Source organism: Aeromicrobium changchenzhani (assembly GCF_057586615.1).
The window spans coordinates 32,566-50,900 of sequence record NZ_CM172480.1 but is presented as its reverse complement, the minus strand read 5'-3'; the positions used below and the strand labels follow the sequence as shown (position 1 = coordinate 50,900).

The 18,335-nt window shown below is 59.7% G+C and carries 22 protein-coding genes; 10 read left to right on the top strand and 12 right to left on the bottom strand.

Annotated features, from left to right (window positions below; translation table 11 throughout):
- Window positions 1–311: 311 nt before the first annotated feature.
- The 4 genes from AC2YB9_RS00285 to AC2YB9_RS00270 all read right to left on the bottom strand — a co-directional run bounded on the left by AC2YB9_RS00285 (window position 312) and on the right by AC2YB9_RS00270 (window position 2,812).
- Entirely contained in the window at window positions 312–1,373 is a 1,062-nt protein-coding gene (locus AC2YB9_RS00285) for a hypothetical protein (protein WP_487266767.1), read from the bottom strand.
- Window positions 1,370–1,717: a PadR family transcriptional regulator gene (locus tag AC2YB9_RS00280; protein ID WP_487266766.1), complete on the bottom strand. Its 348-nt coding sequence runs from the start codon at window positions 1,715–1,717 to the stop codon at window positions 1,370–1,372. Before AC2YB9_RS00280 ends, AC2YB9_RS00285 begins: the two co-directional genes overlap by 4 nt.
- 181 nt (window positions 1,718–1,898) lie before the next feature.
- Window positions 1,899–2,171 carry a hypothetical protein gene (locus AC2YB9_RS00275; RefSeq protein WP_487266765.1) on the bottom strand — a complete coding sequence of 91 codons (273 nt, stop codon included), beginning with the start codon at window positions 2,169–2,171 and terminating at the stop codon, window positions 1,899–1,901.
- Window positions 2,172–2,479: 308 nt separating this feature from the next.
- Window positions 2,480–2,812: a hypothetical protein gene (locus tag AC2YB9_RS00270; protein ID WP_487268665.1), complete on the bottom strand. Its 333-nt coding sequence runs from the start codon at window positions 2,810–2,812 to the stop codon at window positions 2,480–2,482.
- On the opposite strand from AC2YB9_RS00270, the gene AC2YB9_RS00265 reads away from it, so the two are divergent.
- From AC2YB9_RS00265 to AC2YB9_RS00240, 6 genes are all read left to right on the top strand, one after another.
- Window positions 2,734–3,249: an IS110 family transposase gene (locus tag AC2YB9_RS00265; protein ID WP_487266764.1), complete on the top strand. Its 516-nt coding sequence runs from the start codon at window positions 2,734–2,736 to the stop codon at window positions 3,247–3,249. The genes AC2YB9_RS00270 and AC2YB9_RS00265 overlap by 79 nt on opposite strands.
- A gap of 102 nt (window positions 3,250–3,351) precedes the next feature.
- Window positions 3,352–3,729, top strand: coding sequence for a transposase (locus AC2YB9_RS00260; RefSeq protein ID WP_487266763.1), 378 nt, complete (start codon window positions 3,352–3,354; stop codon window positions 3,727–3,729).
- 536 nt (window positions 3,730–4,265) lie between these two features.
- Complete coding sequence (locus AC2YB9_RS00255; RefSeq protein ID WP_487268649.1) at window positions 4,266–4,673, top strand: PadR family transcriptional regulator; 408 nt, start codon at window positions 4,266–4,268, stop codon at window positions 4,671–4,673.
- Complete coding sequence (locus tag AC2YB9_RS00250; protein ID WP_487266762.1) at window positions 4,670–5,794, top strand: hypothetical protein; 1,125 nt, start codon at window positions 4,670–4,672, stop codon at window positions 5,792–5,794. The genes AC2YB9_RS00255 and AC2YB9_RS00250 overlap by 4 nt, the downstream gene beginning before the upstream one ends.
- A 333-nt stretch (window positions 5,795–6,127) precedes the next feature.
- Window positions 6,128–6,433, top strand: coding sequence for a hypothetical protein (locus AC2YB9_RS00245; protein WP_487266761.1), 306 nt, complete (start codon window positions 6,128–6,130; stop codon window positions 6,431–6,433).
- Window positions 6,434–6,704: 271 nt separating this feature from the next.
- The gene (locus AC2YB9_RS00240) at window positions 6,705–7,280 is read left to right on the top strand and encodes a hypothetical protein (protein ID WP_487266760.1); all 576 of its coding nucleotides are present in this window, start codon (window positions 6,705–6,707) and stop codon (window positions 7,278–7,280) included.
- On the opposite strand, the gene AC2YB9_RS00235 is transcribed toward AC2YB9_RS00240, so the two are convergent.
- The 3 genes from AC2YB9_RS00235 to AC2YB9_RS00225 all read right to left on the bottom strand — a co-directional run bounded on the left by AC2YB9_RS00235 (window position 7,227) and on the right by AC2YB9_RS00225 (window position 8,780).
- Complete coding sequence (locus tag AC2YB9_RS00235; RefSeq protein ID WP_487266759.1) at window positions 7,227–7,799, bottom strand: GNAT family N-acetyltransferase; 573 nt, start codon at window positions 7,797–7,799, stop codon at window positions 7,227–7,229. The two genes, AC2YB9_RS00240 and AC2YB9_RS00235, sit on opposite strands and share 54 nt — an antisense overlap.
- A gap of 215 nt (window positions 7,800–8,014) precedes the next feature.
- Window positions 8,015–8,350, bottom strand: coding sequence for a helix-turn-helix transcriptional regulator (locus AC2YB9_RS00230; protein ID WP_487266758.1), 336 nt, complete (start codon window positions 8,348–8,350; stop codon window positions 8,015–8,017).
- Window positions 8,343–8,780: a hypothetical protein gene (locus AC2YB9_RS00225; RefSeq protein WP_487266757.1), complete on the bottom strand. Its 438-nt coding sequence runs from the start codon at window positions 8,778–8,780 to the stop codon at window positions 8,343–8,345. The genes AC2YB9_RS00230 and AC2YB9_RS00225 overlap by 8 nt, the downstream gene beginning before the upstream one ends.
- An 84-nt stretch (window positions 8,781–8,864) precedes the next feature.
- On the opposite strand from AC2YB9_RS00225, the gene AC2YB9_RS00220 reads away from it, so the two are divergent.
- A complete protein-coding gene (locus AC2YB9_RS00220; protein ID WP_487266756.1) occupies window positions 8,865–9,416 on the top strand; it encodes a methyltransferase family protein in 552 nt (183 codons plus the stop codon).
- 38 nt (window positions 9,417–9,454) lie between these two features.
- Here AC2YB9_RS00220 and AC2YB9_RS00215 read toward each other — a convergent pair whose 3' ends face one another.
- From AC2YB9_RS00215 to AC2YB9_RS00195, 5 genes are all read right to left on the bottom strand, one after another.
- Window positions 9,455–11,326: a hypothetical protein gene (locus AC2YB9_RS00215; RefSeq protein ID WP_487266755.1), complete on the bottom strand. Its 1,872-nt coding sequence runs from the start codon at window positions 11,324–11,326 to the stop codon at window positions 9,455–9,457.
- Window positions 11,327–11,363: 37 nt separating this feature from the next.
- Window positions 11,364–11,825 carry a hypothetical protein gene (locus tag AC2YB9_RS00210; RefSeq protein WP_487266754.1) on the bottom strand — a complete coding sequence of 154 codons (462 nt, stop codon included), beginning with the start codon at window positions 11,823–11,825 and terminating at the stop codon, window positions 11,364–11,366.
- A 900-nt stretch (window positions 11,826–12,725) separates the two neighbouring features.
- Complete coding sequence (locus tag AC2YB9_RS00205) at window positions 12,726–13,043, bottom strand: hypothetical protein (protein ID WP_487266753.1); 318 nt, start codon at window positions 13,041–13,043, stop codon at window positions 12,726–12,728.
- A 1,462-nt stretch (window positions 13,044–14,505) separates the two neighbouring features.
- Complete coding sequence (locus AC2YB9_RS00200) at window positions 14,506–15,279, bottom strand: class I SAM-dependent methyltransferase (protein ID WP_487266752.1); 774 nt, start codon at window positions 15,277–15,279, stop codon at window positions 14,506–14,508.
- A gap of 94 nt (window positions 15,280–15,373) precedes the next feature.
- Window positions 15,374–15,748: a hypothetical protein gene (locus tag AC2YB9_RS00195; protein WP_487266751.1), complete on the bottom strand. Its 375-nt coding sequence runs from the start codon at window positions 15,746–15,748 to the stop codon at window positions 15,374–15,376.
- 344 nt (window positions 15,749–16,092) lie between these two features.
- On the opposite strand from AC2YB9_RS00195, the gene AC2YB9_RS00190 reads away from it, so the two are divergent.
- From AC2YB9_RS00190 to AC2YB9_RS00180, 3 genes are all read left to right on the top strand, one after another.
- On the top strand, window positions 16,093–16,200 hold the full coding sequence (locus AC2YB9_RS00190) for a ribbon-helix-helix protein, CopG family (protein ID WP_487268647.1): 108 nt from the start codon (window positions 16,093–16,095) through the stop codon (window positions 16,198–16,200).
- A gap of 262 nt (window positions 16,201–16,462) precedes the next feature.
- Window positions 16,463–17,017, top strand: coding sequence for a DUF7010 family protein (locus tag AC2YB9_RS00185; protein WP_487266750.1), 555 nt, complete (start codon window positions 16,463–16,465; stop codon window positions 17,015–17,017).
- 589 nt (window positions 17,018–17,606) lie between these two features.
- Window positions 17,607–18,218, top strand: a complete 612-nt coding sequence (locus tag AC2YB9_RS00180; protein WP_487266749.1) for a hypothetical protein — start codon at window positions 17,607–17,609, stop codon at window positions 18,216–18,218.
- Window positions 18,219–18,335: the final 117 nt, after the last annotated feature.

The following is an 18,335-nucleotide window of genomic DNA, read 5'->3' as shown; positions in this document are numbered from 1 at the left end:
TCGCAACACTAACGCCGCCGTGCGCACTGCCCACATGCAGCGACAACAACACCAAACCCACAACGCAACCGATGAAGGATCCTGCCCCGGTTACGGATCCTCTTACGGGCGCCCGGCCAAGGCCCGGCTTGCGGGAATGCGGGCGGTAAAGCAGCCGAATTGGTTTCACACTCACGAGCATCCACAGCTGGGGTTCCCCTACGGGATCCCCACTGATCACCCCGCTTGCGGGACTCGGCCGGACATGTTCTCAGGCTTGGTGCCGATGACCATCGGTCCGGCAATGACCGAAGTCTCGACAAGTCAAGACGTCACGTCGACGCGTAGGTGACACCGGGCATCCGGCGAAGCCGTCTTGCGCCTAACCATCCGGAAATTCCGGCAACCGCTGCCACCACGACAAGCTGAACGATCAGGCTAATCTGGGCCGATTTTGGAAGGAAATCCAGACCATTGGGGATCGCCAGTGCCGCGATGGTTGTGGCCCGCAGGACGAATGCTGCTGTGGAAAACAGGCACAGCCCGAGGTAAGCCTGTACGCGTTGGTGGTCATCCCAATTCCGCCTCAGCGCCAGAACCACGACTGCACCAACAACAGCGGCATCACTCCAAAGTCCGATGTCGTCCACAAACAACCAGACACCGATGCCAGGCACGATGAAACCTGTGCCGATGACGCCGATAGCCACCGCGGCCGAAATCAACCACGGTCGAGGGCGCAATGGCGCCGCCTCACGGTGAAACGCAGCCAAGCCGAGCAGAACACTCGCGTCGATTATCAGCAAGATCCATCCTGAGGCAACCGAGAAGATCTGACCCGCATCGGCGAATCCCACAGTTTGAGCGGTTTGGGAGATCATCCTGACTGCCAACGGAACGGCTGCCACCACCCCAAGCAGTTGTGCGGCTTGTCGGCGCCCTTGCACGAGCGCGACAAACGCAGGTATCCACAGCAGCCCCGCATAGGCCTGCAACCAGGACCAGGAAGACTCAGGCCCAAACGATGCAGCGTCCCACGCAGCGACACCAGGCACTATGCCCGATATCCACAGCAGGCTCAAAAGAAATGACGCCGCCCAGACAGCCTGGATCAGCAGGACGGCTGCAACGAACCAGCGGACCGCTCCCCCTTGCATCTGGTAGCGCACCGGCCCTTGGTAATCGCCGAAGCGCAGCCGCAAGGTCAGGCCGGCAACGCTGAGGCCCTCGGACCACGAGGGGTAGGCAGTCAATTGGAAGATCGCGTCTGCCTCTGCTTCTTCCTGTCGCATGCTGAGCAGGAAGGTGTCAACCATCTCCTCCTCACGCAGCGAACGGTAGGCGGGCGGGAGCAGTCGCAGCAGCCGTCGATAGCGCAACTCGAGCGGGCTCATGCCGGAGCCCCAAACTGGCCGAAGGGTTTTGGTTCGAGTCGGTTCAGTGCGGTGCGGGCGTTGGCAGCCTGCCGCGCAGCGTCACGGGCCAAGGCGTTGCGGCCGTCCTCGCTGAGCCGATAGTACCTACGTGCCCTGCCTTGAACGATGATCTCCTGGTCCAGTTCAATCAGTTTTTCAGATGCCAACCGGTCGAGCACTCCGTAGAGCGTTCCCACCCGCGCGTGGAGCCGCCCGTCGGAAAGTTCAACCATCGTCTGCATGATCGCGTATCCATGTAACGGCCCATCAAGCAGCGCAGTGAGCACGAAGAACGCCTGCTCCGTCATCGATCTCGATGTCATACAACGCAGCATAGTCAGTAAAACAGAGTATGTCATCCCCGTCGGTCAACTCCTGCTCCACTCAAAGGTGAAGATGACATATTTGACACCGTTGAGCAGCCCGAGCTGGTTTCATATGGCAAAGCACCCGAAGCTGAGATTCGGTCCTCAGCGAAGTCGGAGTATGAGGAGTTCTTTTGTCCTACCTCGCGATATGGGCAGGCCCAGTATGGCCTGTGGTGCCTCCCCACGCTGCAAGGCCGATGATCTGGACCGCGAGGACCGCGACGCCGAGACCGACCAGACCCCATCGAATCCGCGCCGGACTGTTCCGAAGCCGACTGAACGCCAACACCAGAGCCAAGACAATCCCCAGACCAGGTAACAAGAACCCGGCGACAACCACCCCGACCGCCCAGAGCGTCACTTCCCGCCTGGACGCGATGGGTGGTTTCGAGGTCGAAATACTGCTCATGACTGCTCCCAGCGTCAAATCTATTCTCAACGTCCACAAAACAATTCCGACGAACTAACCAATTGTTAGACCTACTGCAAGCCCGAGGTCAATGAACGTTGCACAATCAACTAGAGAGAAGAATCTTCCTAGCCGGACCGCACATCCTGAGCAACCCTCGGCCCGGCCTCGACCACCCTACGGTTGTGATCCTCTCTTCGCCGTGGACGACCGACACCACAGACATGGACCGCGAGCAACCCGTTCTTAGCACTGCTTTGGATGACCTCGCGTATCGCCAGCCAAGGTGCCACTTACGGAACGCCCGGTCAAGGCACCGCGAATTCAGGCGGTCGTTGCAACGGCGGGAGTTTTTGGGTCAAATAATAGACGTAATAGGCCATCAGCCGGTGTGACTCAACTTTTGACTGACGCCCATAAAGGCTGTTCTTAAAATGATCAGTCCGCCAGCCGGCGGCCAGCACCAAGCGTGTTGTCCAGCCGGACATGACTTCATATGAGCCTGCTCCAGAGGCCCCCTCACCGTCCTGTCTGCCCGACTGGACAACACGAGCCCACACTGTTGCTTCACCGGTTTCAGAGGAACTCCATCCATTACGGCAAACGAGCAATTCAAAGTCATCGCCGGCATCGACACCCACGCCGACGCCCACCACGTAGCATTGGTCACCGACTACGGGAAACGGCTTGGGGACCGCAAGTTCTTGGCCGTCGGTCCGGGTACCGGGAGATCGCCGCCTACCTGACCACCTTCGGTCCCGTCACCGCAGTTGGCATCGAGGGAACGGGCTCCTACGGAGCCGAACTCGCCCGGGTGTTGGTCGACCAAGGATTCACCGCCCGGGAGATAAACAGGCCCAACCGGGCCGAGCGCCGCTTGCGCGGGAAATCAGACCCGCTTGACGCCTACCAGGCTGCTGAATCCGTGCCGGCGGACCGTGGCACCTCCACCCCCAAAACACGCGACGGATACGTCGAGGCGTTGCGCGTGCTGCCGCACCGCCCGCACCAGCGCGATCAAGGCCCGCACGGCTTTGCTGAACCAAGTATGCGGTGCCCTCACCTCCGCTACGGATGAGGTCAGAGCCAAATACCGAGGCATGACAAGCGAAGCGCGGGTCAAGCCATGGCCGCTAGCAGGCCCTCCGGGGACCCGTCTGATCCGGTCGTTGCGACCCTCATGACGCTCAAGCGGCTGAGTTCCCGTTACCGGTTCCTGACCGAGGAAATCAACGAGACCGATGCCGAACTGTCACTGATCGTTTCCGCCCACACCCCTGAGCTGCTGGACGTCAAAGGCGTGGGATCCGTGGTTGCCTCCCAGCTGCTGGTGACCTTCGGCGACAACCCGGAACAGCTGGAGAGTGAGGCAGCTTTCGCGGCCCTGGCCGGCGTCGCGCCGGTCCCCGCGTCCTCCGGGAAAACAAACCGCCATCGACTAAGCAAGGGTGGTGACAGACAGGCCAATTCATCGCTCTACCGCATTGTCATGGTGCGCATGGCCACGGATGCCAGGACGCGTGAGTGTGCGTGGCCAAGCGCACCGAAGACGGCCTGAGCAAGAAGGAAGTCGTGCGCTGCCTGAAACGCTATATTGCCCGGGAAATCTATCGGATCATGAAGAACCCTAGGTCTGTCCCGCTAACCAACGACCTACGTCCGCTACGCCTCTCATTGGGTCTTACCTAGGTGGTGGTGGCGGCAGTAGCGCTGGGCGTCTGGCCGACGGCGATTTCGCGAATTGAGCTTGGAAAATCCCGAGACGTCGAGACCATTATGCGATACCGAACCTGGATCGAAACGCAGGCCCAAAAAGGCAATTGACAAAGATAAGAGCATCAGCCATGGCAGTCGCCTTCGGAAAATGACACCAACAACTGCCGATTACTGCAGGACTAGTACGTCTCTCGAAAACGTCTCGATACCCATCTGTTGCAAGACAAGCAGGTGCACTTGGTCAGCTCAAGTTCTTGTACTTCGTCTGACCTTGGCATTCGGGTTCGTCTCTGGCGGTGGGGTCGAAACCTTATGCGCTCGCGATGACAGGAACGCCAAGAAGACACTAGATAGAAACATGATATAAGTAGAAACGTGATGCAAATTCGCAATGTTGACCAGGCACCCGCCGTTGACGGCACAAGCGCGACAACTGCCCGCTGGCCCGGCGGTTGGGTGAGGGCACTTCTTCCAACTGCGATCCTCGCTTGCCTGGACCAGGAACCTCTACACGGGTACGCCATCGCCCAGGCACTGGGGGAACTGGGCTTCGGCATACCGAGGGGAGGCGCGCTGTACCCGGTCCTTGCACGCCTAGAGGACGCCGGCGAGGTGGAAGCACGGTGGACTCCTGGAACCTCGGGCCCCGCGCGGCGCCGATACACCCTCACCACGCGTGGCAGTGACCGGCTTGGCGCCGATCGCCTACGCCTTGAAGCGCTGGGTGCCGCCATCAGCAAGCCACCTGGCCGCACCGTCAACAATGACGAAAGGAACCCTACGTGAACGAGGACAGCACCAATCGATCGTTGCCCGAAGCTTCCGCAGGTGTGGAGCTCACCCGGGTGAAGAAAGCATTTCGCGGCGCCCGCACTGTCGAGGCGGACACCGGATGGGCGGAGGACGCCTTCGTTCGATTGGTTCTCCTTGATGTGAAGGTTGGTGTTGTGGAATCCGTGCTCACCGAGGCCGCATCGGTCGTTGATGAGTCGCGGGCATCCCCGGCAGAGCTTTTCGGACCTGCGCGTGAATGGGCCGAGACCCAAGTGGCCGAACTCAAGCGGGAGGGAATCGATGCCCTGGAAAAGCCACTGCGCCTGAGCTTGCGCGAGATGCTCGTCTATTCACTGTTTAGTGCCGCGGTGGTCAGTGTGCTTCTGTGCGGCGCATTGCTGTTGAACCTCGATGGCGGTGCCGATTCGCCTCACTTCACCATCGGGCTGGCCATTATGCCGTGGCTGATTTCACTGATCACGATGGTCCTGATCAACGTATATACGCTTGCTTCGGAGCGCTTTTCCTTCGCAAAAGCTGTTTTGATCTCGGTGGGCCTGATCGTCATCGGCGCGACGGCGGTCGCGGGCATCATTGTGCCTCTGGGCCAACACGGCCCGGAAGGAAACGTCTTCTGGACTGCGGCACTTATTCCGGGGTACGCACTGTTGTGCTTCTTCGTCTCGAAGTTGTGGCGCGAGCCCCAGGCAAGCCTGGGTACAGCAGCCGAAGAAGTCGTTACTGCCGACGGCGTCCCGGATGACCAGTGGCTTGCCCGGGCCCGGACGGCCCTGCGCGGTCGAGGGGATCTGGGGGAGCACCGAATTTCAGAGGTCATGGCCGAGATCTCCGTGCATGCTAGTGAGCAGGGAAGCAGCCTTGTCAGTGAGTTTGGCAAACCGGAGGGTTACGCGCAGTCCTTGCCAGGGAATCCCCGGGTACAGCCACGCCGCCTCGCGCTCTTGTACACAGTCCTGGCCTTGGTGTGGCTAATCGTCGGTCTGGTGACACTGGCCGACCACCAATGGATTCCCGGCTGGTCTCTGACGGGATACTTCGTCCTCGTGGTTCTGTGCCTATGCCAAGTCGTGAGGTATGTGCGCCGGACAAGGAGTGCTGTCTCAAATGCATAGTCGTGCAATCGATGCCAGTTGGCACCTGTTCCTTTCTTGCCCAGTAGGCGATGAGTGGCCTACCAGCGAACGATCTTGAATGCCTTGACTTTGTGGTTCGTGCTCACGAGCTGGGCCGGAGTCCTGCACCACCAAGAGACAGGGCCATGAGCTCAAATTCTTTTCCGTACAATCTCCTCCAGTACCTATGCACCCTCCGACACTTGAAGTGCTAAGGCCCTATCACCGGTATGCCCAGACTGGGAATTTTCAAGCAAACTAACGAAAGTGGAGTGTCCCGCCTTCGGCCTACGGTGCTTGTGCGTTCGCAGGTGAGCAAGACAGACTGAGACCATGATCTTGGTGGGGGTGCTACTGCTCGTCGTCTCTGGTCTATCGGCGACCTGCGCGGTCGCGATGCAGTGCCGGGCGAATCCGGACACTGCCATGCCGTTGTTGTTTGGCAGAGCAGCGCGGGTCTCGCGGCCGTGGCGGGTAAGAACCCTGTATGGTCTGGCCGGCGCAACTGGCGCGCTCGGCATGGTTTCACTGTCCGACGCACTCGGATACTGGGCATTCCCGACGATCTTCATAGCCTGGGCGCCCGGCTTCGTTATTCAATACAGTCACAACCGATCCGTCAGCCTGCAACGAAACTAAACAGTCCCCGTTGGCTGATCATCTTAGGGGCATATTTGACGCTGTCGAGAAGTTTGATCCGGTTTCACGCGCTGGGGCGTCCAGAGCTGGGATTCGGTCAACGACGACGTTGAGATGGTGACAGCCGAACCGAAAATGTTCGCATGCGCAGACTACGAGTGCCTGAGGGTTTTAAGGCAGGAGAGCCGGCGAGAAAGCGTAGGCTGGCACAGGTTTTCAGTCCGTAAGCGTGAATGAACTTGCATACTGATGCGATTTTGAAAGGTTTCTGATGCCAGTTCAGATCGAGGTGTTCTTTCGGGCCCTGCCGTGGGCGCTCCCCACGGCAGGGCTACTGAGCGTGGTCGGGTTGTGCTTCGTCGGTCCGCTCGGACGACGGCTGAGAACGTCCCCGTGGATGGTTGCGGCGAACGTGGTGGCGTTGTCGTTCTTTATTGGTGTCACCTGCACTCCTGTCCATGGCGGCGGGCTGTGGGACAGCCCCCACATCGGCTCCTTGGCATTCTCGCTACCGCACCTCTCCGAATGGAGTGAGGTCACCTCCGATGGGCTGAATCTGTGGTCCGGAGTCATGATCGGCGCACCCGCCATGGTCCTTGCCCTGGCCACACGTCGCCTCTGGCCAGTATTCGCCGTGTTCCTCGTCCCCCTCTTTGCCGAATCTTTCCAGGGCCTCCTCCCAGTCTTAGGGCGCGACGGCTTCAGCATGAACGACATCGCGCGGGACTTCTCGGGAATCATCGCCGGCTGCATCGTCGGCATAGCGTTCTTCTTTTCTGTTGGTTCTCGCCAGCTACGGTCCTTCACACCTAATGATCCACACCATGCAACTCCGCCCGGTGAATGACGCAACACAGTAAGCCGCCCCGCCGCCGAAGGGCTCGCCGAGATAGCTGGCTGCACGAGACACCTCGATGAAACCGAGTGCGACGTGGAGGCCGATCGAAGCCTTATTGTGTGCGTTGGTGAAGAACCACGCCGGCTGTCCGTGTGACCAGATCCATGACATACGTATGCGGGTCAACTCGGCACCAATACCGCAGCGGCGCCACGCCGAATCCACGACCAGCCCAGTCAGGTAATAACCCGCTGGCGCTTGGTCTTCAGCATTGATGGGTTCACAACTGCTGGTCTTGCCGTAACCGACCACCACCCCACAGCAGCGGGCCACCACGAGCAAGCTGTTCTCTCGCGATAGGGACCGCGAGATCCCGCAGCGCCACTCCCCCACATTGCCGCCGTAGACACCCTGCGCCAAGCGTGCGATGTCCTCGACGTCGTCGAAACCGCCAGTGCGGTAATCGACGCGCCCGCCAGGCGTCCCGAGATCGGGCGCGAACGATTCTTCTTCGTGTGGTGTTGTCACCACGCCATTGTCTCCCCGGGGCCCCACGACCGGATCCCGATCCGATCACCGACCCCCTTACGGAACGCCCGGTCAAGGCTAACGGGAAGGTAAGCGGTAAAGCAGTCATTACGGCTTCACGCATTGAGGTGTCCGGAGCTGGGGTTCGGTTAACGAGAGTGACCTCGGGGGCTCAGCAGGATCTTACAATTGTTGCTGTCTAGTTGGCGGGCTGTTCAGATGATCTGGGCTGTCTCGATGCGTTGGAGGTATGCGGCGCCTCTGCCCGTGAGCGCGTATATGTGACGTTGTGCACCGGTACGGTGTCCCGGTTGTTCGTCGACGGTGAGGAGTCCGAGCCCGCGTAAGCGTCGCAGGGTGCGATAGAGCCCGCGTTCGGTGAGTTCCCATCCGGTGCGATGGGCAAGCGTGTCGGCAATGGTCAAGGTGGCGACTGGGGCGGCATCGGCGATGGCGCGCAGTAGTACCCGGGTGGTTGCGCTCTTCTTGTACACCTCCACCCACGCGCGGACGAGCTCGTCGAGGAGTTCGGCCTCTTCGCTGTCAGGCATGCAGATCCTCGAAACCGCGGAAGGTGATGCTGGCCGTGAGATGAATAAGCAGACCCAAACCCCAGATGACGAACATGCCAAACAGGACTCCGAACCACTGGTCGTCGATTGGGAAATTCGCATCGCCGCGGATGGCCCCATTGTTAGTGATGATAAGCACCGCTGCATGGAGGTGGAACCCGAGGTTGACGGTGATGAAACCGCACAGGTGAGCCACGAGACTTCCGAAGCGGATCTGAGACAACGATGCCCGATGGGTCCAGTGGTACGCCGCGTAGACGACGGCGACAGCGGCAGTGAGCAGGTATGAGGTGATGCCAATCTTGTTTCCGGCGAAGGCGATCCCGATCTGAAGGATGACGTTCAACACCACCATTGTCGCGAGGTAGGGCAGAATCACCCGCCGGCTGTTGAGCTCTATTTCAGACATAATCAACCCTTCTGGATGGCAGTGTACCAAAGGTACAGCACCAATCGATAGAGATTGGCCGTGTTGGGGTAACTGGATCTGGGCTTGAGCGAAATTGGCGAGATCTTGAATCAGCAGCGCGACCGGGTGCAAGCACTACGTAACCACTACGAGATGTTGCTACACGAACGCGACCTTCTCGACGTGGTAGCTCGAACCGTCGCCCGCACCATCGATGAACTCGAAAGCACCGAAGAGGCAGCAAACACGGCAAAAGACGGGAACACAACCGGGGTGTTCCCTATCGATTCGGCCAAGTCTCTCGACATTCGGGGATCGAACACGCTGACAAGGAATCCGATGTACGTCCGGATGGCCGGATTGCTGATCGCGCATGCGATCCTGCGGCGTTCTGCCGTCGCACTGCTGCCGGTGACCGCATTCGTCCTGGTGATCGACGACGCTCAGATCCCTGTGAACCAGGATGCGTTGAGTTCGATGTTCGGAGATGACATCGAGCGCTACCGCAGGTCAGCGCCGCGCTGGTCGGACCAACACTCAATGATGTTTTTCTTCGGTGCGCGAGACGGCGGTGACAGTCACGTCACTAAAACGCGCCAACCTCACCGCGCCCGAGCACCGCCACGCCACGCCTAATTTCGGCGTGACGTGGCGGTGCTTGATCTCGGTTGCAGCTACTTCTTGAACGAAAATTTTACCGGGAACGAGTCGGTGACGAGACCTGTGGCCTTCACCTTTTTGGACGTGACCCGTTTGTGGTTCTTGGTTCGGTAACTCAGTTGGCCGTACATGTAGTCTTCGCGAGGTTCGGATTTGATGGCCTGAATCAGTGCGTCGAACGACTCCGGCTCGTTCCCTTCGAACGTGCCCTCGTCGTCGAAGAAGAAATCGTCAGTGGAGACTGAGGCGAGACCATCGAAACGCAAGCGGGCGCTGCCTCGGGCGTACTTGGATGTCTTCCATGGCACGTCGATGGTCGCCGGTTTCACATGGCTGCCCGCGGCGGCGGTAAGCTTGAGCCGGAGTTTGACGGTCGAGCCCGGCTTGACTTTGATCGAGCCGCTGTGTTTCACGTTCTTGTAGGTCTTGCCCGACTTGTATTGCACACCGGCAATTTTGAACAGCCGATAATCGGGCTGCAATACCGCTGTGACGTCAACCTTCTGGACTGTGATGTTCTCGAATGAGTTGGTCTGCAGCCTTTCGACATCACTCGCGACTGCGTCGCCAACTTCGTTAGGGAAGAAGGAGTCCGTCGAGTAGCGTTGGGTCCGGTTCAACGTCTCCTGCTGACCGCTTTCGCGCGTGAAACTGATCTTCCAGGAGACGAGCGCATCGCCAGCGCCGTCCTTTTTGAAGGCATTGTAAGCATCGTTGCCAAGCTGAGAGTAGGCAACCATGGGCAGAGCATAAGGTGTGCTGACGTGCGACACACGATCTGCGGTGGCGCCATTGGCCTTTGTGTGGGTAATCACTTCGATCGACTGCGGAACTGTGCCGAGCGTGCCGCTGATTCCGTTGGCGTTGTCTGACTTCAGCGATCCCGCCGGGGTGGTATCGAGATTGACCATCTTGTAGGAGCCGGGACCGTCGCTGACGATGCTGGTTGTCTCTGCTTTGAGAATCGTCTTGGTCGAACGACCGTTGTTATCATCCGGGTGGCCAAAGGCGTAGACCTTGTCGCCGCAGACAGCAGTCACCGTGCCCACCGAGGCGATCGTGATTTGGCCCCAGGAATAGGACGTAGCGATGTTGCTGCCTGCTTCGATTGGCGCAGAGATGTTGGTCAGCCCGGCGCTCCCCAGAGTCACGTTCTTATGGCCGGACTTGCGTGCAAGTTGGCGCGACTTCTTGGCCGCCGCGGTGGCACGTGCGGCATCCTTCGCGCTGCCCACGACGACGCGCGGCAGCCGCAGGTGCTCGGCCGTTTGCAGACGGGCCGCTCCTTCAACGCCGGCCGCCTTGAGCGACAACCGGTCCGCCTTGTTCAATCGGATGATCGGCGACGCCGCGGTCGGGTCCGCGTTGATGACGTTCTCGGCAGGTGTGATGCCCGCAAGCGTGCTTCCCTCATTGCCAGTGAAACTGTAAGAAACCGAACCGACAAGGTTGTCTTCCGAGTCATACACCGGCGAGCCCGAGATTCCCGCCCAGATGCCAGCTGGACCTTGGCCGCCGCTGCCGTTGGTGATGCGGCTCCCACTGAGGTCGAACAAGTAGATGTCGTTCCCGTAGTTATCCCGGATCGTGTCGACGTACGCGCCCTGGAAATCGTCGATGGTGCTGCCCTTGACCGTGGTCTTCCCGTGGAATTGCTTGCCCTCATCGGCGGAGGTGAATCCACCGGTCCAGACCGGGGTTCCCGGGCAAAGGTTCGTGTCGACAGGGCTCTGTACAGATGTGGGTGCGGCAGACACTGGAAGCGCAGTGACGGCGATGCCCGCGGTGATCATCGAAATGGTGGCGGTGAGGCCGGCGAGTGTTCGTAGCGGATGAGGTGACAAGGCAGGCCTATTCCAGTCGTAGAAACGTGTGAGGACAAACATAGGGCATTTGCTGCTGTTGCGCGATGAGATTCGAACGTCACTCGAATCTCAAGGCGAGACCATCGCTACTGCCGCGAGTGCGTCGACATGCTTGGGCAGTTAGGCCTAGAACGCTTCGGCTTTTCGCTTCCTCCGGCCGTGTCGGATTCATTGCCGGCTGGCGTGATCGGGGGAACGCGCGGCGCACCTCGCCATAGGCCTCGGTGAGCGCTGTGGCCACCGCTTCGGCCGCGTCACGATCACACACGGTGATGCGAAGATTTCCCATCGTGAAGGACGCCTGCCCGCAAAAATCGCTAGCGGCACGAAGATCCAAAACCGAAAGTCTTTGTGTGCCGACGAGTTCGATCAACGCTGTCATCGCGTTCTCATGATCCCGGCCGGGAAAATGGCGGCGAGCGTAGCTGTATCCCGATCGCGGCGCGAGGTCGGCGAGCAAGATTGCGGCCCGGGCAATCGAGACCGCGGCCTGTCGGCTGTTGTTCTGCTGCGGGCTCATGATCGTGCCCTTCTCGGTGTCCGTGTGGGCCGGGGGTTGCTTTGCAGCCTGCCCGCTATGGCGCTAGGCAAGGACGTCGAAGGTGCAACCACAGCCCAGCCAAAGGCTGGCCCACCAGATCCCTACGCGCCTATCTGCCGTGGGTCGCCCGTGGCAGTGCTTGGCTACGAGGCGGTCTTCTGTCGCCGCTATATGACGGCTCACCTGGTTCAGGGTGATGCCCGACGGTGTCGCCTAGTCCGAGCGGCCGGCGGGCATGTCGTTGAGGCCATCGTGGGACGTTTCGCGAAACTGTGACCGCGGTGTGGATCTCGGGACCAGGCTGCCGAGCGATGTGGTTTCACAAGACGATCCGGCTGCGGGATATGAGCGGTAAAGCCGTCGAATTGGTTTCACGCGCTGATGTGCCCGGAGCTGGGGTTCCTCCTACGACGACGGCTAGCTGGTGACATTCGGACTGAAAATGTGGCGATGTGCAGACTATAAGGTCCTGAGGCAGGAACGCCAGCGCGGAAGAGTGAATTGGTGCAGGCTGGACGAGCAGGCCTACAACGAAGATGTTTGCATGCTGAACTAGGTTCAAAAGGATTCCGATGCCAGCTCAGATTGAGGTGTTCTTTCGGGCCAGCGGCTGGACGGACTTCGACGTGACTGCCAGCCCGGTGCAACCGTGCACAGTAGTACCCAACACGGCCAACTGAGGGCCGCCGTTACGGTCTTACCGGTCCCCGAAACTCAGGCACGGTTCAGCGAGAACGCCACCGAACCAACTCACCGACACCCGCCAGCCGGTGCCCGATCACGGTTCGGCTTGCGCGACGAACCGGCTCGAAGCTTTGGATGACCTCGCGCATCATCTGCGACGCCTTGCGCGTGTGGACCTTTTTAATGCAGCACCTGTTAGAGCGTTTCTACCGTGCGAGTTGCCTCAACCAGCGACAACGCTGGATCCTTACGGCGAAGTTCGCGCACTGCTGCGACCCGGCCGTCGCGCTCACGGACCTCACGTACTCGATTTAAATCGACGGAACCTCGTTCGATCGCGACTGCCCGCCGTGCCCGGACCCAGTGGACCGCCAAGCCACCGATGTAAAACAACACCACGGCGACACACAACGTCAGCACCCAGTCCCAAGCGGAAAAGCCCTCAGCGGACGCGTCAATAAGATCCTCGACCTCGCTGATCATCACGACGCCCAGCGCTAGTGCCCAAAGCACGTATCCAATCCGGCGCCACGTCAAGTTCCGCATGTTCCTGCCCATGAGAGTCATATTGTTCTGAGTTCGTTGGCACGCGCAAACGCGCGCGGTCATTTCGCAAGTTCAAGTCCGTCCCGATCGTGACTGTCAATCATGTCGCCGTGACAGCGGCGCCCGGGAAGCCGGCTCCCCGGTATCGGGCAGAGGAACCAGTTTCGGACACTTGTCGGTTGCTGAGCAGGAAGCCCACAATAGGGTCATGGTGTTATTCGGGGTGGTCCTGCTTTTGGTGTGTGCCGCATCGGCAACGCGCGGTGCCGTGATGTTGTGCCGCGCGAACCCTCACACGGCCCTACCGTTACTTCGCAGGCCACCGCGACCTTCCCGGCAGGCAAGCGCCATGTCCGGACTGGCTGGCGGAACCGCTGTGCTTGGCGGGCTACTACTCTCCGACAGACTGGGATACTGGGCGTTCCTCATCATGTTCGGAGCGTGGAGCGGCGCCTTTCTTGTTCAATACAAACACAACCAAAAAGCGACCCATTAACAAAACCAACCGCCAGCAAAGAGAAATGAAATAGTCGAATACGTGGTACTCGTGTCAACGAAGGAAGAAAAGTGCTAACCAATACTCCAATCTGGCTCAAGATTGTCTTGTTTGCCGCTCTTGGCTTCGCTATCGGCTGCGTTATTCAACGAAGCGAGACAGGGTCGTGGTTCGGGCTGTACTCAGCGCTATTCGCGATTGTTGGTGGCGGCGGCGTCGTTTCGGAGTTTTTGTACAAGCGATCGGCGGCTCGTAAAAGAAACCTATGGTCTCCGCATAACCCCTCCGCGAAGTAGAAGTCGAAGAAGCTCGTCCTTTTGGAAAGGCCGTGTGTGCCGCACTGGTCGCAACTTGTGCCTATTCGCTTGGAAAGAGTTTCATGTCGGCGACAAAGAATGGAAGCTGCGTTGAGTTGCATTTTTCGACCAACCCGGTCATGGCATTTATTCATTGGAAGACGGTGAAATGCTGATGACCAAACCGCACGTGCTTGTTCAAGTTCTCACCGCCTTCTGGATGGGTGTGCTCTTCACGCAGCTGGCAGTTGACGATTTTGGCAAGCATCTGGGAGCGGCGCTCACTATTGGTGCTCTCGGACCGTCGGGTATATGGCCGCCTACGCGATCATGGGCTTCTTTGACACACCCGTAAAAAGGCTCGCCAACCCGACAAGTCTCAACGGACGTATGTGCGTTGGCAAGACAACTAACCAGCCGATCGACAAAGCCTTCCCTGCCCATACTTGATGAGTCGGCACCCGCGGCCTTGCAGGTCGCGCAGTACCAACAAACGTGCTCCGGTGACCGCCCCGCTTACGGAACGCCCGGTCAACGCACCACTTAGCGGAATGTGAGCGGCAATGCAGTCGATTTGGTTTCACGCGTTGGTGCGTCCGTAGCTGGGGTTCGGCGCACGAGCATAGACCCGCGTGGATCAGTAGGGTGTTGATCGCCGGCGCATGAGGTACAGGTCGGTGCGGTATGGGATCACAATGTTGTCCACGTTGTGTACCGCCACTCTGACCTCATCGAGGACGGTCGTGCGTTGACGGTCGTCGAGGTTTGCGATCCAGCTCCAGGACGCCACCTGCGCTAGGAAACCGTCACGGTCCAGCGTCTGGGTGTGGGTCGCTTCGATGTGTGTCGGTCGTTCGAATAGTCCGGTCTTTTCGAGCGGTTCTTGCCATGAGCGTTCGCCGGCTGGATAGCTGCCCGCGGCGGCTCTGTGGTGGGCGACGATGCGGCGAAATTCATCGAGCCACGGGGTCTTTTCGGCAGTCCAAGTCGGCGTGTTCCAGAGCAACGCCACGCCGCCGAAGGGGGCCAACACACGAGCGATCTCTGCAGCAGCCGTGACCGTGGAGAACCAATGAAAAGCCTCGCCAACCACGACCGCATCAACGGCAGCGTCTTCAATGGGGATGGCTTCGGCCGTGCCGTCTACCACCTGCACGTTGGGGAGATCAGCGACAATTTTCGCGCGCATTGTTGCCACCGGTTCGACCGCGATCATTTGTCCGGCCCGCCGATGCAGAAGCCGCGAGAGCTGGCCGGTTCCCGCAGCAAGGTCCAGAACGCTGCTGGTGTCATCAAGGTTCAGCGACGTCATGATCTGATCGATCATCTCCGCTGGATAGCTCGGGCGACCTCGCTGATAGACATCGGCCACCGCCGCGAAACCGGGTACGGCACGAGGGTCTACGTTCACAATTTCACCGCATCCGAAGAGCACGCGCCGCCGTCCCGGAGCGCACGGGGCCTCTGGAAGTGACCCCTGATCCGAGACGGTTTGCCTCGGCCGGTTAATGCTGGGCACGTGAGGTCGTTTTGGGTTCTCGGCGGAATAGTTGGACCGATCCGAGTGGAACGAAACTTGCCGCCAGCAGCAGTCGCAGACTGGCGGCATTCCCAGGTGCCACCGCGGCCAGTAGCACCCGGTCTGAGGGCACAGCGGTTAGCGCGGCTTCTAGCAGCGCCCTCCCGGATCCGATTCCGCGCCGTTCAGGCTCCAGCTCGAAGCTGGCCTCAACCATCCCGGCGAACGCCACGACGGCTTCCAAGCCCGCGATCCAAGGCGCGGCCCGCGACCAACTTCCGTCCACCTGCGGATATTGCCCGCACGCAACGCCGGTAATCACATCCGCGAGTGAATGTCTTTCCGCCGTCTGCTGCTGCACGGCACCAAGTTAACACTCGTCCGCACAAAGACCCGGGGCGAAAACACGTCCGTTGAGCCGATCGCCTTGCACGTTCTTTCGTCGCTCATTTGGAGGCGCTGTGGGCGTCAACCAGCGGTTACTCTGAGTCATGATTGTGCTTCGCGAGTTTTCGGTCAGTGACATACCGATCCTGCGCAGCTGGATCGAAAGTCCGGTTGACCTGTTGACCTGGACCGCCATGCAAATGAGCCAAACGCGACAACACTTGCCGGCACAGCCACGGTGTCGGTGACGTCGAAAAGCTACGCACCCGCGGGCGCCCCACCATCGGCAACGGACCCAGCACCGTCATACCCGTGCGAATGGACGCCGAACTGCTGGCAGCATTGACTAACCGCGCCCAAGAAGCACATGTTTCCCGGTCCGAGGCGATCCGAGAAGCCGTACGTGCTTGGTCGCACGTCGCGTGAAAGTCCACAAAACCGCACTCAAACACGGCTCCTAGAAATCGTCGTCCTGCGCTTCGACAGCGGCAACCAACTCCTCATCCACGCTATGAAAGCCCGCCCGCATTACCTCAACCTCCTGCAATCAATCGCGATCGTCATTGACGACAGTGAAAACCAGCAGTGTCGGCGCGATCGACCCAGGACTTTCGATCGATCGTTTTGGCGTTGTGGCACGTAGCCTTGCCGTCGTGGCTTGCCGACAATTTCTAGGGACTGTGACCCGATGAGCATCGATGAGTACCGCCAAATGTTGGCCGAGGCAACCCGGCACGGATGGGGTTTCCTAGCGGCATACGGGCTCACTTGGCTCATCTGCGCCGGGATCTGGCGCCGTTGGTCTGCCAGAGTGGGCGCATACTGCACCTTGTTTCAAGGCATGGTGGCGTTGCCGTTGGCGCTGCTATTCACGGCCGTTACGCCTGGACCCGAGCGACCGACGATGGCAGGCATGGACAACGTGGCCGTCTTATTGTCTCTCGGCCAACTCCTCGGCTTGCCCATCGTCATCTACCTCGTGATGCGACACCAATTCACCCAAGTTCCCTTAGCCATGGTCATGCTGGTGGTGGTGCACTTCGCCCCCTATTCCTGGCTCTACGCGACGCCGTTGTATTTCATAGCGGGAGGCGCAATTTCCATCGCTGCACTCATCGCTCATGCCACATCACCTCGCGAAGCGACCACAACCGCAGCTCGCGAGACCGAAGGTGCGGGCCGTGTGTGCCTGTCGACCGGAGTCATCATGCTCCTCAGCGCCGGCATCGCCTGGGCGATCTAGCCACCATCGATGAGAGCAACGCCCATCGACGCTGTACTGGGTTCTGCGTCGCTCCTGCAAGGTGGGTGTCGACCGGTGCGCCAAACTGTTGGAAGGCCTCCTAGACTCGCGGGAACTTCGAGTGGACCAAGACGCCGTCATACGAGCGCGCTCACCGCCAACCGCAGTGGCCTTGACTTCGCGGAGGCGATCATCGCTGAACTGGGCCGAGCTGCCGGCTGCGACCACACGGTTACGTTCGACCAGCGCACGGCGCGAGACGGTGCCACGCAACTTCTTCGACCCCAGCAACTGTCCGACTTGTGATGGTTGAGAAAGCACAATCGAGTCCTTCCACGGCAAGCGATGAACACGGCATCTTCGTCTACTCGACGTCATCCATGGATGACGGTGTGTGGTCCGCCAAATGTACTGACTCTAGACTTGAAACGCTGGCTGTCTCTCGAGCCACATCTCGAGTCCAGTTCCGATGCGTGGCATATTTTTTGCCGATTGCCATTCCTTTCTTGTTCGTCTTGGGGTTGGCAGTACGTCGGAGCGGCGCACGCATCAATGGTGAACATGTCCCTCGGAAGCGAAAGTGAGAAATATGCTCAAAGCAAACCTCAAGGCGGTGATTGTCGCTCTTGCCCTGTTCACCGTCGTGGCGTGCGGATCATCGGGTACGAATGAGAATGCGGTGCCCGACGGTCAAATAATCAAGCCTGCCTCGGGGAACAAGTCCTGGGAGACCACGGACGTGAATGGCGTGAAGATTTCGGTTCCGTCGGAATGGGAGACGACAGGCCCATCGCCGCTGGTTGACGATGCTGTCGGTTACCAATTCCAAACGGCGGTCAACGATTTCGGTACTCGCGGATTCGCCCAGGTGACGGTGTTGCCGAAACTCAAGACGCCTGCCAAAGAATTAGTCAAAACGATCGCCAATCAGGTCAGAGCGGTCGTCGGTGCCAAGAACAGCAAGACAACGCATATCGTGTGGCCCGGAGCCAAAGACGCCTGGTATCTGAGTTATGTGGCCTACCCTCCGAACAAAGATAAAAAAACGGCCCCGCACCCCTCCCAAGTTATCGTGGCGGACCTGGCGGGCGGCGGACAGACGCAGGTGACGGTGAGTGCGTTAAAGAAGGAGTTCCGATCAGAGCACATACGCGAAGTGCTCCAGACGCTCAAAATTAGCGAATCCGCCGGTGGAAAGTAGTCTTGACAGTCGCAACATCGCACGGAACATCCGGACATGCGGGGGAGCGGGCGTTACCTGCTTGGTCTGCTGCCGCACGAACGGCGTGTCGTCTACTTGCTGCACAATGCGCCACAC

What these genes read in the sequence shown, in the direction of transcription:
- AC2YB9_RS00255 (WP_487268649.1), top strand. Translation starts at nt 4,266, where the DNA reads ATGCAAATTCGCAATGTTGACCAGGCACCCGCCGTTGACGGCACAAGC.
- AC2YB9_RS00185 (WP_487266750.1), top strand. Translation starts at nt 16,463, where the DNA reads ATGAGCATCGATGAGTACCGCCAAATGTTGGCCGAGGCAACCCGGCAC.
- AC2YB9_RS00180 (WP_487266749.1), top strand. Translation starts at nt 17,607, where the DNA reads ATGCTCAAAGCAAACCTCAAGGCGGTGATTGTCGCTCTTGCCCTGTTC.
- AC2YB9_RS00210 (WP_487266754.1), bottom strand. Translation starts at nt 11,825, where the DNA reads ATGAGCCCGCAGCAGAACAACAGCCGACAGGCCGCGGTCTCGATTGCC.
- AC2YB9_RS00190 (WP_487268647.1), top strand. Translation starts at nt 16,093, where the DNA reads ATGGACGCCGAACTGCTGGCAGCATTGACTAACCGCGCCCAAGAAGCA.
- AC2YB9_RS00260 (WP_487266763.1), top strand. Translation starts at nt 3,352, where the DNA reads ATGACGCTCAAGCGGCTGAGTTCCCGTTACCGGTTCCTGACCGAGGAA.
- AC2YB9_RS00285 (WP_487266767.1), bottom strand. Translation starts at nt 1,373, where the DNA reads ATGAGCCCGCTCGAGTTGCGCTATCGACGGCTGCTGCGACTGCTCCCG.
- AC2YB9_RS00245 (WP_487266761.1), top strand. Translation starts at nt 6,128, where the DNA reads ATGATCTTGGTGGGGGTGCTACTGCTCGTCGTCTCTGGTCTATCGGCG.
- AC2YB9_RS00215 (WP_487266755.1), bottom strand. Translation starts at nt 11,326, where the DNA reads ATGTTTGTCCTCACACGTTTCTACGACTGGAATAGGCCTGCCTTGTCA.
- AC2YB9_RS00275 (WP_487266765.1), bottom strand. Translation starts at nt 2,171, where the DNA reads ATGAGCAGTATTTCGACCTCGAAACCACCCATCGCGTCCAGGCGGGAA.
- AC2YB9_RS00280 (WP_487266766.1), bottom strand. Translation starts at nt 1,717, where the DNA reads ATGACATCGAGATCGATGACGGAGCAGGCGTTCTTCGTGCTCACTGCG.
- AC2YB9_RS00225 (WP_487266757.1), bottom strand. Translation starts at nt 8,780, where the DNA reads ATGTCTGAAATAGAGCTCAACAGCCGGCGGGTGATTCTGCCCTACCTC.
- AC2YB9_RS00240 (WP_487266760.1), top strand. Translation starts at nt 6,705, where the DNA reads ATGCCAGTTCAGATCGAGGTGTTCTTTCGGGCCCTGCCGTGGGCGCTC.
- AC2YB9_RS00230 (WP_487266758.1), bottom strand. Translation starts at nt 8,350, where the DNA reads ATGCCTGACAGCGAAGAGGCCGAACTCCTCGACGAGCTCGTCCGCGCG.